The 12,256-nt window shown below is 62.8% G+C and carries 13 protein-coding genes and 1 other RNA gene; 6 read left to right on the top strand and 8 right to left on the bottom strand.

Features of this window, described 5'->3' with window-relative positions; genetic code table 11:
- Positions 1–100: 100 nt before the first annotated feature.
- The 4 genes from P2T68_RS34780 to P2T68_RS34765 form a co-directional block, all read right to left on the bottom strand.
- A complete protein-coding gene (locus tag P2T68_RS34780) occupies positions 101–1,219 on the bottom strand; it encodes an ABC transporter permease (RefSeq protein ID WP_193689953.1) in 1,119 nt (372 codons plus the stop codon).
- Entirely contained in the window at positions 1,219–3,936 is a 2,718-nt protein-coding gene (gene rbbA, locus P2T68_RS34775) for a ribosome-associated ATPase/putative transporter RbbA (RefSeq protein ID WP_150095293.1), read from the bottom strand. The genes P2T68_RS34780 and rbbA overlap by 1 nt, the downstream gene beginning before the upstream one ends.
- Entirely contained in the window at positions 3,933–4,898 is a 966-nt protein-coding gene (locus P2T68_RS34770) for an HlyD family efflux transporter periplasmic adaptor subunit (RefSeq protein ID WP_024078007.1), read from the bottom strand. Before P2T68_RS34770 ends, rbbA begins: the two co-directional genes overlap by 4 nt.
- A 176-nt stretch (positions 4,899–5,074) precedes the next feature.
- Positions 5,075–5,524 carry an EVE domain-containing protein gene (locus P2T68_RS34765; protein ID WP_102625018.1) on the bottom strand — a complete coding sequence of 150 codons (450 nt, stop codon included), beginning with the start codon at positions 5,522–5,524 and terminating at the stop codon, positions 5,075–5,077.
- Positions 5,525–5,719: 195 nt separating this feature from the next.
- Here P2T68_RS34765 and P2T68_RS34760 point away from each other — a divergent pair, with 195 nt between their 5' ends.
- Positions 5,720–5,869: a hypothetical protein gene (locus P2T68_RS34760; RefSeq protein ID WP_024078005.1), complete on the top strand. Its 150-nt coding sequence runs from the start codon at positions 5,720–5,722 to the stop codon at positions 5,867–5,869.
- A 7-nt stretch (positions 5,870–5,876) separates the two neighbouring features.
- On the opposite strand, the gene P2T68_RS34755 is transcribed toward P2T68_RS34760, so the two are convergent.
- The 4 genes from P2T68_RS34755 to P2T68_RS34740 form a co-directional block, all read right to left on the bottom strand.
- A complete protein-coding gene (locus tag P2T68_RS34755; RefSeq protein ID WP_168233037.1) occupies positions 5,877–6,506 on the bottom strand; it encodes a 5-formyltetrahydrofolate cyclo-ligase in 630 nt (209 codons plus the stop codon).
- 57 nt (positions 6,507–6,563) lie between these two features.
- Positions 6,564–6,742: non-coding RNA, 6S RNA (gene ssrS, locus P2T68_RS34750), on the bottom strand.
- 30 nt (positions 6,743–6,772) lie between these two features.
- Complete coding sequence (locus P2T68_RS34745; RefSeq protein ID WP_010207385.1) at positions 6,773–7,090, bottom strand: cell division protein ZapA; 318 nt, start codon at positions 7,088–7,090, stop codon at positions 6,773–6,775.
- The gene (locus tag P2T68_RS34740) at positions 7,087–7,296 is read right to left on the bottom strand and encodes a TIGR02449 family protein (protein WP_003177365.1); all 210 of its coding nucleotides are present in this window, start codon (positions 7,294–7,296) and stop codon (positions 7,087–7,089) included. Before P2T68_RS34740 ends, P2T68_RS34745 begins: the two co-directional genes overlap by 4 nt.
- A gap of 138 nt (positions 7,297–7,434) precedes the next feature.
- On the opposite strand from P2T68_RS34740, the gene P2T68_RS34735 reads away from it, so the two are divergent.
- Genes P2T68_RS34735 through P2T68_RS34715 form a run of 5 tightly spaced genes read left to right on the top strand, consistent with a single transcriptional unit; the run spans position 7,435 to position 12,224 of the window.
- Positions 7,435–7,992 carry a YecA family protein gene (locus P2T68_RS34735; protein WP_057702042.1) on the top strand — a complete coding sequence of 186 codons (558 nt, stop codon included), beginning with the start codon at positions 7,435–7,437 and terminating at the stop codon, positions 7,990–7,992.
- 20 nt (positions 7,993–8,012) lie between these two features.
- Positions 8,013–9,335 (top strand): Xaa-Pro aminopeptidase, encoded by a 1,323-nt coding sequence (pepP, locus tag P2T68_RS34730; protein WP_024078003.1) that lies wholly within the window; start codon positions 8,013–8,015, stop codon positions 9,333–9,335.
- Entirely contained in the window at positions 9,332–10,519 is a 1,188-nt protein-coding gene (gene ubiH / locus P2T68_RS34725; RefSeq protein WP_024078002.1) for a 2-octaprenyl-6-methoxyphenyl hydroxylase, read from the top strand. The genes pepP and ubiH overlap by 4 nt, the downstream gene beginning before the upstream one ends.
- Entirely contained in the window at positions 10,512–10,997 is a 486-nt protein-coding gene (locus tag P2T68_RS34720) for a DUF4442 domain-containing protein (protein WP_024078001.1), read from the top strand. Before ubiH ends, P2T68_RS34720 begins: the two co-directional genes overlap by 8 nt.
- A 9-nt stretch (positions 10,998–11,006) precedes the next feature.
- The gene (locus P2T68_RS34715) at positions 11,007–12,224 is read left to right on the top strand and encodes a 2-octaprenyl-3-methyl-6-methoxy-1,4-benzoquinol hydroxylase (protein ID WP_168233073.1); all 1,218 of its coding nucleotides are present in this window, start codon (positions 11,007–11,009) and stop codon (positions 12,222–12,224) included.
- Positions 12,225–12,256: the final 32 nt, after the last annotated feature.

Here is a 12,256-nt window from a genome sequence, read left to right as displayed (position 1 = left end):
GGCTGCTGCGCAGCCCAACGCGGGGCAAGCCCGCTCACCACAACAAGCCGGCTGACCACAACAAGAAGCCCGCTCGCCACAACAAGCCCGCTCGCCACGCTCAGGAGGCCAGGCTTTTCCTGAACCGCGCCAACGCCACGGCAAAGAACAGCAGGCCGATCCCTGCCAGCGCCAGCAGGTCCGGCCACACCACGCTAGTGCCCGCATCGCGGAACAGGATCGCTGCGCTCAGGCTCACAAAGTGCGTCGACGGCGAAGCCTGCATCACCCACTGCAACCACTCGGGCATGCTGTCCAGCGGGGTACTGCCGCCGGAAAGCAGCAGCATCGGGATGATCACCGGGATCGCCAGCAAGCCGAACTGAGGCGTCGAGCGGGCGAGGGTGGCGAGGAAGATGCCCAGGGCCGTGCTGGCAAACAGGTACAGCGCGGTCACGAACAGAAATAACGCCAGCGAGCCGGCCAGCGGTACGCCGAGCAAGCCCTTGACCACCACTTCCAGGGATAGCCAGGTACACAGCACGACCACCAGCATGTTGCTCCAGATTTTCGCCAGCATGATTTCCAGTGCTGTCAGCGGCAATACCAGCAAGTGGTCGAGGGTGCCGTGTTCACGCTCGCGCAGCAGGGCGGTGCCGGTGAGCACGATGGCGAGGATGGTGATGTTGTTGACGATCTGGATCACCGCCAGGAACCAGCCACCCTCCAGGTTGGTATTGAACAGCGCCCGGGTGGTCAGTTGCGCTGGCGCTTTCGCGGCGCTATCCGCCTGGCCGCTGTAGGTGAGCAACTCGCGCTGGAAAATCCGGCCGATGTAGCCGGCGCCCATAAAGGCCTGGCTCATCGCCGTGGCGTCGACGTTCACCTGTACGGCGGGCTGTCGACCGGCCAACAGGTCGGCCTGGAAGTTCGCCGGTACGTTGATCACGAAGGTGTACTGGCCGCTGTCCATGACCTTGTCCAACTGGTCGTACGCCAACGGTGCGGGTGGCTGGAACTCGGGCGGTTGCAGCGCTTCGGCCATCTGTCGCGAGAGCGGGCTGTGGTCTTCGTCGACAAATGCCACGCTGGCATGGTGCACCCCAATCACCGAGCCCGCGGCGGGCATATAGATCGCCACCGTGAAGGCGTAGAACAGAAACAGCAGCAACACACTGTCGTGGCGCAGGCTGGTCAGCTCCTTGATCCCCAGGCGCAGGATATGCGCAAACTTGTGCATCAGGCCTCCTGCTTCTTGAGCATGATCAGGCTCAGTCCGGTAAAACCGAGGAAAAATCCGAACAGCGCCAGGCACTGTGGCCACAACTGGCGCAAGTCCAGGGCCTTGGTGAAGGTGCCCACCGCAATATCGAGAAAGTGCCCCGCCGGAAACAGCATGCCCATCACCGCCGCCGCGCCCTCCAGGGACGAGCGCGGCACGATCAGCCCGGAGAACTGGATGGTCGGCAGGCTGGTGATGATCATGGTGCCGAGGATCGCCGCGATCTGGGTGCGCGTGAATGCGGAAATCAGCAGGCCCATGCTGGTGGTGGCGAGCACGTACAGCAGGCCGCCAAACGCCAGGGTCAGGGCGCTGCCCTTGAACGGCACGCCGAACAGCCAGCGGTTCATCGCCACCAGTACAGCCAGGTTCACCAGGCTCACTGCCAGGTAGGGCGCCTGTTTGCCCAGCAAAAACTCCAGGCGGGTCAGGGGCGTGGCATAGAAGTTGGTGATCGAGCCCAGCTCCTTCTCGCGCACGATGCCCAGGGCCGTCAGCATGGCCGGTATAAAGGCCAGGATCAGCGCCATGACGCCCGGGCCGATGGCATTTACGCTGACCACGTCCTGGTTATAGCGGAAGCGGGTTTCCAACTTGGCGGCAGCTTGCGTGTTCGAGGGCGAACTGCTCAGTTCGGCCAGTTGTTCAAGGTTGCCCTGGTGCACGGCCTCGACATAGTTGCGGCTGGTTTCCGCGCGAAACGGCATGCCGCCGTCGAGCCACGCGGCCACGGTGGGCTGGCGACCGGCGTAAAGATCACGACCAAAGCCCGGCGGGATTTCCAGCGCCAGTTTGATTTCCGAGCGTTGCAGGCGCCGGTGCAGTTCGTTGGCATCCTGGATTGGCGTTTGCTCGGCGAAATAGCGCGAGCTGCGAAAGGCTTCCAGGTAGGCACGGCTTTGCGGGGTCTGGTCCTGGTCGTAGACGGCAAAGGCGAGGTTTTCCACATCCAGGGAAATGCCGTAGCCGAAGATCACCATCATGAACATCGCCCCGAGCAGGGCGAAGGCCATGCGCACCTTGTCGCGCAAGAGTTCCTTGCCTTCGCGACTGGCCACGGCCAGTAGGCGCGCCAGGCTGAACCCGCGCTTGCTCACAGGCGGTGCAGTGGTTTCGCTGACGGTGGCGGTAGGCGCCGTCGGTTCCGGTTCGCCCTGGGCTTGCTCCAGGCACGTGACAAACGCGGCTTCAAGGGTGTCGCCGTGGAACTGCTGTTGCAGCGCGTCGGGCGTGTCGCAGGCCAGCACCTTGCCCGCATGCATCAGGGAGATGCGGTCGCAGCGCTGGGCTTCGTTCATAAAGTGAGTGGACAGGAAGATCGTCACCCCCTGTTCGCGCGATAGCTCGATCAGCAACCGCCAGAAATCATCCCGCGCCGCTGGGTCTACGCCTGAGGTCGGTTCATCGAGGATCAGCACCTCGGGGCGATGCAGCACCGCCACGGCCAGCGACAACCGTTGGCGCAGGCCAAGGGGCAGTTCACCGGACGGCTGCTCGGCGACTTCGCCCAGGTCGAAACGCTGGATCAGTTCGTCGATCCGCGGGCCACTGTCGGCCTTGGGCAAGTCGAACAACTGCGCATGCAACGCCAGGTTCTGGCGCACGCTGAGTTCGCCATACAGTGAGAAGCTCTGCGACATGAAGCCCACGCGCTTGCGGGTGGCCAGGTCCTTGGCGTTCACCGGATTGCCCAGCAACGTGGCACTGCCTTCGGTGGCCGGCATCAGGCCGGTGAGGACCTTCATGGTGGTGGTCTTGCCGCAACCGTTTGAACCGAGGAAACCGAAGATCTCGCCACGGCCAATAGCGAAGCTGACCTTGTTGACTGCCGTGAAGTCGCCGAAGCGCAGGGTCAGGTCGTGGGCTTCGATGGCGATATCGGTGTTGGCGCTTGCCCTGGGCGGGATCACCAGTGGCTGGTTGTTGTGGGCGCTGTCGCCCTGGAAGTGGGTGAAGGCTTCATCCAGTTTTCCGCTGGGTGTGGCCGCCGCCAGTTCGCTGCTAAGCCCGTTGGCGATCAGTTTGCCGCGATCGAGCATCAGGCAATGTTCGAACTGCTCGGCCTCCTCCATGTAGGCCGTGGCCACCAGCAGGGTCAGTTGCGGGCGCTCGGCACGTACGGTATCGACCAGTTCCCAGAAGCGTCTACGCGACAGCGGGTCGACGCCAGTGGTGGGCTCGTCAAGGATCAGCAGGTCCGGGTCGTGGATCAGTGCGCAGCACAGGCCGAGCTTCTGTTTCATCCCGCCCGAGAGTTTGCCGGCCGGGCGCTCGGCGAAACGGGCGAGGTCGGTGGCCAGCAGCAGGTTGTGCATGCGCTGGTCGCAGTCGGCTTTCGACAGGCCAAACAGCGTGGCGAAGAAGCGGATGTTTTCGCTGATGGACAACTCGGGATACAGGTTGCCGCCCAGGCCCTGGGGCATAAAGGCGATGCGCGGGTACAGGCTGTTGCGATGGCGGCGGTCGGCGATGGAGCCGCCGAGCACCTCCAGTTGGCCTTCCTGAAGGTGTTTAACCCCGGCGATCAAGCCCAGCAGGCTCGACTTGCCCGCGCCATCCGGGCCTATCAGCCCGCAGCGCGTACCGGCGGGCAGGCTGAAGGCGATGTCGATCAGCGCCTGTTGCTTGCCATAGCGGTGCTGAACACCTGTGGCGTGCAGCGCCAGGTCGGTCATTTCAGGTTGGCCGGCCAGTCGATGTCAGCCGTACGCACATAGCCGGCACCGGGCATGCCGGGCTTGGCCTGCGGCACGGCGCTGGGTTGGGTCAGGCGCAGTTTGACGCGGAATACCAGTTTCTGGCGTTCGTCGCGGGTTTCCACTTCCTTGGGCGTGAATTGCGATTTGGCCGCGACAAAGCTGATTTTGGCCGGCAGCGGTTGGTCGGGGAGTGCATCGAGGAGGATGCGTGCATCGCTGCCGACGGTCAGGCGGCCGGTCACAGAGGCGGGCAAGTAGAGGTTCATGTATTGATCTTGGGGGTCGATCAGCAGCAACACGCGCCCACCGGCGGCGAGCACTTCGCCCGGTTCAGCCAGGCGTAGCTGGATAATGCCGTCGATGGGCGCGCGCAGGCTGCTGTCATCGATTTCGCTGGTGAGTTGCGCCACCTGGGCTTCGGCGGCGCCGATGGCCGCCTTGACCGAATTGACCTGGGCTTGGGCCGCGACTACGGCCGCATTGCCGGTGTTCTGGCGAGCCTGCTGCTGGTCGATCAACTGGCTGCTGGCAAAGCCGCGCGCGTATAGCTCCTGTGTACGCTTGAGCTCCTGATGGGCCAACAGTTGCTCGCTTTGGCGCAGTTGCACATTGGCTTCGGCAGCGGCGAAGTTTTCCTTGGCGCGCAGCACCTCGGCTTCAGCCTGGGCGCGCTGGGCCTCCAGGGTGCGGGTGTCCATGCGCGCCAGCAGTTGGCCCTTGAGCACCTTGTCGCCTTCATCCACGCGCACTTCGGCGAGGCGCCCGGGTATCTTGGCGGCAATCTGCACCTCAGTGGATTCCAGGCGACCGTTGCCCATGCTCAAGCCTTCGGGCAGGCGGTCCTGGGTGGATTTCCAGTAACCGAAGCCGCCGGCGGCGAGCAGCAACACAATCAGGAGCGAGGCAAACAGCTGGGAGGTGCGATGGTTCGTCGACATGAATGCATCCTGCGGCGTTAGCGTCCTAGTTTGACCGGCCTTGCCTCAGAAGGCGTTGATACCGATCAAATGAACTGAAGGAGCGAGCTGGCTCGCGAAAAATGTAAACGATAACGCGACCAGCCTGGAAGGTCGCGGTGAAGCTGCGCTCTTCGCGAGCAAGCTGGCTCCTGCCGTCAGCGTAGCGCCAAGACCGCGGCCCATTGCTCGGCGGTAACCGGCATCACCGAGAGACGGCTGCCTTTTTGCACCAGCGGCAGCTCGGCAAGGGCGGCTTGCTGCTTCAGGTACCCCAGGCCCAGTACGCTGGGGAACGTCTCGACATGGGCCACGTTGATCGCGCTCCATGGATTTTTCTCCGGGCTGGCCTTGGCGTCGAAATAGTGGCTGTCCGGCTCCAGTGCGGTCGGGTCCGGGTAGGCGGCCTCGACGATGGTGCCGATGCCGGCAATACCAGGCTCGGGGCAGCTGGAGTGATAGAAGAAAAATTGGTCACCCACCGCCATCGCCCTCAGGAAGTTGCGCGCCTGATAGTTACGCACCCCATCCCAGCGGGCTTCGCCAAGCGTTTCCAGGCCTTTGATGGAGAGTTCGTCGGGCTCGGATTTCATCAGCCAATAGGCCATTTGGGGGCTCCTGAAAAAGGCGTTGGGCAAGTTGTCAGGCAATTCCATGACAAACCGACAGTCGGTTGACGCCAAGGTTTGCGTGTTGGTTCACGTTAACGCAGAATGCCGGGATTTTAAGCTTGACGCAGCTGCAACGGACTACTTTGGAACGTTGTTGTCATCGTGTACGAGATGCCTGAAGGGGGGCAATCGATGCAACGTAAACCGGATTTACTATGGATATTGGTGATTTTGTTTGGTCTGGGCGTCGTGACCACCGGGTATGCGCAAAGCTTGTGGTCGAACAAGACCGATGCACCCGTTGAACTGGCTCAGCAGCAGCCTAAACCGTTCAAGCGCTGACCCTTATTCAAGGCGCCGCTGACTCCAGTGGCGTCTCTGCGATATACCAATACTTGTCAGTGACCGTGCCCGCCAGCGGCACATCCCAACTCGCCTGCGCCAACCGATCGACCTTCTGACACTCATGGGCCAGCCCCAGCAGCGTCGGCTTGCGCCAGCTCTTGCGGCGAGCGAGGTAGGCCAGGCTGCGGTCATAAAAACCACCGCCCATGCCCAGGCGCCCCCCCGCGTCGTCGAACCCCACCAGCGGGAGCAACACCAGGTCCAGCGCCCACACCTTGCGCTGGCGGCAGGCGTTTATCCGGGGTTCGAGAATGCGAAACCGATTGGGCAGCAGTTTTTCCCCAGGGCTCACGCGTTGGAAGACCATCTTGGTTCTCGGCCAGGCGCTGAGTACTGGCAGGTAGGTGGCCTTGCCCCGGCGCTGGGCCGCGCGCAGCAGCAGGCGCGGATCGATTTCACCGTCCGTCGGCAGGTATAGAGAAATATGTTTGGCCCGGCGAAACAGCGGGTGCTGTGCCAGTTGCCGATACAAGCCAAGGGCCGCCCGGCGCTGCTCGCTGGGGGTGAGCGCACGGCGGGCCTTGCGCAACATGCGTCGAAGGTGCGGACGGGAAAGCGGCGCAGGTTCGGTCATGGTTTTCGGCTCATAAAACAATGCCAGTCCTTAAGACTGGCATTGAGTTTGGAAATCAGGCTCCCCGACAGAACCGCTGTCGACTAAGCCCTTGAACCCGAAAGTTCAAGGTGGAAGAAGCAGTAGGCTTTAAGGCTTTCCGTCTAGCGGACATGCACACCAGCCCAACGTGCAACTTCCAGGGTAGTGCGAATCGGCTCCGGGACATCGCCGACTGGCAAGCACGCCAGGGAGTGGGGCGAGTATACCTTAAACAGTCGCGGCAATCAGCCCTTGGGTGCGTCTGAGTCGCTGGAGAGCACCAGATCAACGCGTTCGAGCAGGTCACGCACCTGTTCGCGCGTTGAGCCGCTGGCCTGTACGTCAGGACGTTCCTGCTTGTGCAGCAGATCGTGGGTAATGTTCAGCGCGGCCATCACGGCGATGCGGTCGGCGCCGATGACTTTGCCGCTGCTGCGGATTTCACGCATCTTGCCATCCAGGTAGCGGGCAGCGCTCACCAGGTTGCTGCGTTCTTCCTGGGGGCAAATGATCGAATACTCTTTGTCGAGGATCTGCACGGTAACGCTATTGCTTGAACTCATGAGTCTTGCTCCAGGGCCTTCAGGCGCGAAATCATCGATTCGACCTTACGCCGGGCGATTTCGTTTTTTTCAATGAGGTGAGCGCGTTCCTCGCGCCAGGTCTTTTCCTGAGCTAATAGGAGTCCGTTTTGGCTCTTTAGTTGCTCGACCCGATCAATTAGCAATTCGAGTCTGGCCATCAGCGCTTGCAGGTCGGTGTCTTCCATTGGGTTCCACTGGATTTGTCTGATGAATGGCAACTGCAGGATAAACGATCTGACGCCCTCGATAGTCTTGGTACGTCTGCCGGTGCTAGGATACAGCGCTCCATTCTAGACATTGCGCCGTCTGGCGCCTAGCTCACCATGCCCATTCAGAACTCCCCGTACGATGCTTTTTCCAAACTGCTGAGCACCAGCGGTCATCCTTGCTCGCCTGCCGAGCTGCACGGCGTGTTGCTCGGCCGCAGTTGCACCGGCGTTGGCTTTGATGCTGACAACTGGCTGGCCGATGTGGCCGAGCTGCTGGAAACCGAACCGACCGAAAACGTGCGTAACGCGCTGATCGGCCTGCAAGAGATGGTCAAGGGCGAGCTGACCGGTGATGACGTCACCGTGGTCCTGCTGCTGCCGACCGACGATGCACCGCTCGCCGAACGCGCCGCCGCACTGGGCCAATGGTGCCAGGGCTTCCTCCACGGTTTCGGCGTGAACGCCGGTGGCCTGGAGCTGAGCACCGATGCCAAGGAAGTGTTGCAGGACCTGGCGGCCATCTCCCAGGTGCAAGACGCCCTGGAAGAGTCCGAAGACGGCGAAGGCGACTACATGGAAGTCATGGAATACCTGCGCGTCGCACCGTTGCTGCTGTTCACCGAGACCAAGAAGTCCGCTGAGCCGGCTGCCCCCAAGCCTTCGCTGCACTGAGAAAGGAAGCCCATCTGCCCATGATCCATATCCCCAAAGCGGAATACACCCGGCGCCGCAAGGCGCTCATGGCGCAGATGGAACCCAACAGCATCGCGATCCTTCCGGCCGCCGCCGTGGCGATCCGTAACCGTGATGTCGAGCACGTCTATCGCCAGGACAGCGACTTCCAGTACCTGAGCGGTTTCCCCGAGCCCCAGGCGGTGATCGTGCTGATGCCCGGTCGCCAGCACGGCGAGTACGTACTGTTCTGCCGCGAGCGCAATGCCGAACGCGAACTGTGGGACGGCCTGCGCGCCGGTACCGAGGGCGCGATCCGCGATTTTGGCGCCGACGATGCCTTCCCCATCACCGATATCGACGACATCCTGCCCGGCTTGATCGAAGGTCGCGACCGGGTGTATTCGGCCATGGGCAGCAACGCTGAATTCGATCGGCACCTGATGGAGTGGATCAACGTCATCCGCTCTAAAGCGCACCTCGGTGCCCAGCCCCCGAACGAATTCGTTGCCCTGGATCATTTGCTCCACGACATGCGCCTGTATAAATCGGCGGCGGAAGTGAAGGTGATGCGCGAGGCTGCGCGAATTTCCTGCGCGGCCCATGTGAAGGCGATGCAGGCCAGCCGCGCCGGTTTGCATGAGTTCAGCCTGGAAGCCGAACTGGATTACGAGTTCCGCAAGGGCGGCGCGAAAATGCCGGCCTATGGCTCCATCGTCGCCGCCGGGCGCAACAGCTGCATCCTGCATTACCAGCAGAATGACGCCGTGCTCAAGGACGGCGACCTGGTGCTGATCGATGCCGGTTGCGAGATCGACTGCTACGCCAGCGACATCACCCGCACCTGGCCGGTCAATGGCAAGTTCTCGCCGGAGCAGAAGGCGATCTATGAAATCGTGCTGGCCTCCCAGGAAGCCGCCTTTGCCGAGATAGCGCCGAACAAGCATTGGAACCAGGCCCACGAGGCAACCGTGCAGGTCATCACCGCCGGGCTGGTCAAACTGGGCTTGCTGCAGGGTGATGTGGACGAGTTGATTGCCAGCGAAGCCTACCGGGCTTTCTACATGCACCGAGCCGGCCACTGGCTGGGCATGGATGTGCACGATGTGGGCGAGTACAAAGTGGGCGGTGAATGGCGTGTGCTGGAGGTCGGCATGGCATTGACCGTGGAACCGGGGATCTACATATCGCCGGACAACCAGAATGTGGCAAAGAAATGGCGTGGCATTGGCGTGCGCATCGAGGACGACGTGGTAGTGACCAAGCAAGGCTGTGAAATCCTGACCGTCGGCGTGCCCAAGACCGTCGCCGACATTGAAGCCCTGATGGCGGCTGCCCGATGAGCCGGGTCAACCTGGCGATCATCGGTGGCGGCCTGGTGGGCGCCAGCCTGGCGCTGGCATTGCAAGCGGGGGCAAAGGCCCGAGGCTGGAAGATCGTGCTGATCGAACCCTTTGCACCGGGTGACAGCTACCAGCCTAGCTACGATGCACGCTCCTCGGCGCTGTCGTTTGGCGCTCGGCAGATTTACCAGCGCCTGGGGCTCTGGCAGCACATCTCCCGCCGCGCAGAACCGATCAAGCAGATTCATGTGTCGGACCGCGGGCGTTTCTCCACCGCGCGGTTATCCGCCATGGAGGAGGGCGTTCCTGCCCTTGGCTATGTGGTGGAAAACGCCTGGCTCGGCCAGTGCCTGTGGCAAGGCTTGGATAAAGAGGTGGTCAGTTGGCGCTGCCCGGCGGAAGTCACGCGCATGGAACCGCTGCCGGATGGCTACCGCCTGACCCTCAACGATGAAACCGTACTGGAATGCGACCTCGCGGTGCTCGCGGATGGTGGCCGCTCCGGTTTGCGTGAGCAACTGGGCATCGGCGTGAAAACCCGCCCCTACAACCAGAGCGCGCTGATCGCCAATATCACCCCGAGCGAAGCCCACAACGGCGAAGCCTTCGAGCGCTTTACCGATGAGGGGCCGATGGCCTTGCTGCCGCTGCCGGACAACCGTTGCGCGCTGGTGTGGACCCGCATCGGCATGGACGCCCAGCGCTTGGCCAGCCTGGATGAACGCAGTTTCTTGAGTGAGTTGCAGGGCGTGTTTGGTTACCGCCTGGGCACCCTGAAGCAAGTGGGGGCTCGTCACCTGTACCCGCTGACCCTGGTGGAAGCCGAAGAACAAGTCCGCTCCCACCTGGCGATCCTCGGCAATGCCGCCCACAGTCTGCATCCGATTGCCGGGCAGGGTTTCAACCTGTCCCTGCGTGATGCCAATGCCTTGGCCGAGGCCCTGTTGGCCGGGCCGACGGTGCCGGGCGACCTGGCCACCTTGCAGGCCTATCGCGAGCGTCAGCGGCTGGATCAGAAGCTGACCGTGGGCTTCTCCGACCAGGTCACGCGCCTGTTCGGCAGTGCCCAACCGCTGGTCGCCCTGGGCCGCAACATGGGCTTGCTGGGCCTGGACCTGCTGCCACCGGCCAAACGCTGGTTCGCCCGGCAGGCCATGGGCCTGGGTACGCGTCCCGATGCGTAAGTGGCTGGTCGCTCGCCTGGGTAAAGCGCGTTTATTGCGTTGGGTCATGACCCTTTACCCGCCGTATCTGGGTGCGGGGATCAGCGTGCAGCACATGAGCGCCGATTTTCGCCACGTCAAAGTGCGCATGGGCCTGGGGTGGTACAACCGTAACTACGTGGGTACGCAGTTCGGCGGCAGCCTCTATTCGATGGTCGACCCGTTCTACATGCTGATGCTGATGGAGAACCTGGGCCGCGACTACATTGTGTGGGACAAGGCGGCCAGCATCGACTTCGTCTCGCCGGGCAAAGGCCCGGTGTATGCCGAGTTTTCCATCGACGACGCCTTGCTGGATGAGGTGCGTCGACAGACCGCAGGCGGCGAGAAGTATTTGCCCCGCCTCAAGGTCCAGATTCATGACGGCTCCGGCACCCTGGTGGCGCGAGTCGACAAAACCCTTTACGTGCGGCGCAAGCCGCCAGCGAGACAGGCTTAAAGCATGGACATGCGCGCAGATGTGCTGATTGTCGGGGCCGGAATGGTCGGAAGCGCCCTGGCGCTGGCGTTGCAGGGCAGTGGCCTGCAGGTGCTGCTGCTGGACGGCAGCCCGTTGAGCGTCAAGCCGTTCGAACGTGACGCCGCCTTCGAGCCGCGGGTCAGCGCCTTGTCGGCCGCCAGCCAGCGCATCCTCGAGCGCCTGGGCGTGTGGGACGGCATCGTCGACCGCCGCGCCAGCCCTTACGCAGAGATGCAGGTGTGGGACGGCAGCGGCACCGGGCAGGTCCACTTTTCGGCGGCCAGCGTGCATGCCGAAGTGCTCGGGCATATCGTCGAAAACCGTGTGGTCCAGGATGCCCTGCTTGATCGCCTGCATGACTGTGACCTCGGCCTGCTGGCCAATGCACGCCTGGAGCAAATGCGCCGCTCCGGCGATGACTGGCTGCTGACCCTGGCCGATGGCCGCAAATTGCGCGCGCCGCTGGTGGTGGCCGCCGATGGCGCCAATTCCGCCGTACGCCGCCTGACTGGCACCGCGACCCGCGAGTGGGATTACCTGCATAACGCGATTGTCACCAGCGTGCGCAGCAGCCAGCCGCACCAGCGCACCGCCTGGCAGCGCTTTACCGATACCGGTCCGCTGGCCTTCTTGCCATTGGTGCGCGATGGTCAGGAAGACTGGTGCTCGATCGTCTGGTCGACCACGCCGGCTGAATCCGCACGCCTGATGGCACTTGAGGATGAAAGCTTTTGCCGTGAGCTGGAACGCGCCTTTGAAGGCCGACTCGGCACGGTGCTCAGCGCTGATCCGCGTGTCTGTGTGCCATTGCGCCAACGCCATGCCAAGCGCTATGTGGCCGAAGGCCTGGCGTTGATCGGCGACGCCGCACACGTCATCCACCCGTTGGCCGGGCAGGGCGTGAACCTGGGCTTCCTCGACGCGGCGGTCCTGGCCGAGGTGCTGTTGTCGGCGACTGAACGTGGCGAACGCCTGGCGGATGTGAAAGTGCTGAGCCGTTACGAGCGTCGGCGCATGCCGCACAACCTGGCGTTGATGGCGGCGATGGAAGGCTTCGAGCGCTTGTTCCAGGCCGATCAACTGCCGTTGCGCTGGTTGCGTAATGCCGGGTTGAAAATGGTTGATCAAATGCCGGAAGCCAAGGCGGTATTCGTGCGTCAGGCCCTTGGCCTGACTGGGGATCTACCAGAGTTGGCACGGCCCTGAAGGCGCCGTGCAACATCTGGTAACGCCTCCGC

It is taken from the genome of Pseudomonas sp. G11, from assembly GCF_029457515.1.
Taxonomy (GTDB): domain Bacteria; phylum Pseudomonadota; class Gammaproteobacteria; order Pseudomonadales; family Pseudomonadaceae; genus Aquipseudomonas; species Aquipseudomonas gorinensis.
This window is presented reverse-complemented; position numbering and strand designations above follow the sequence as displayed.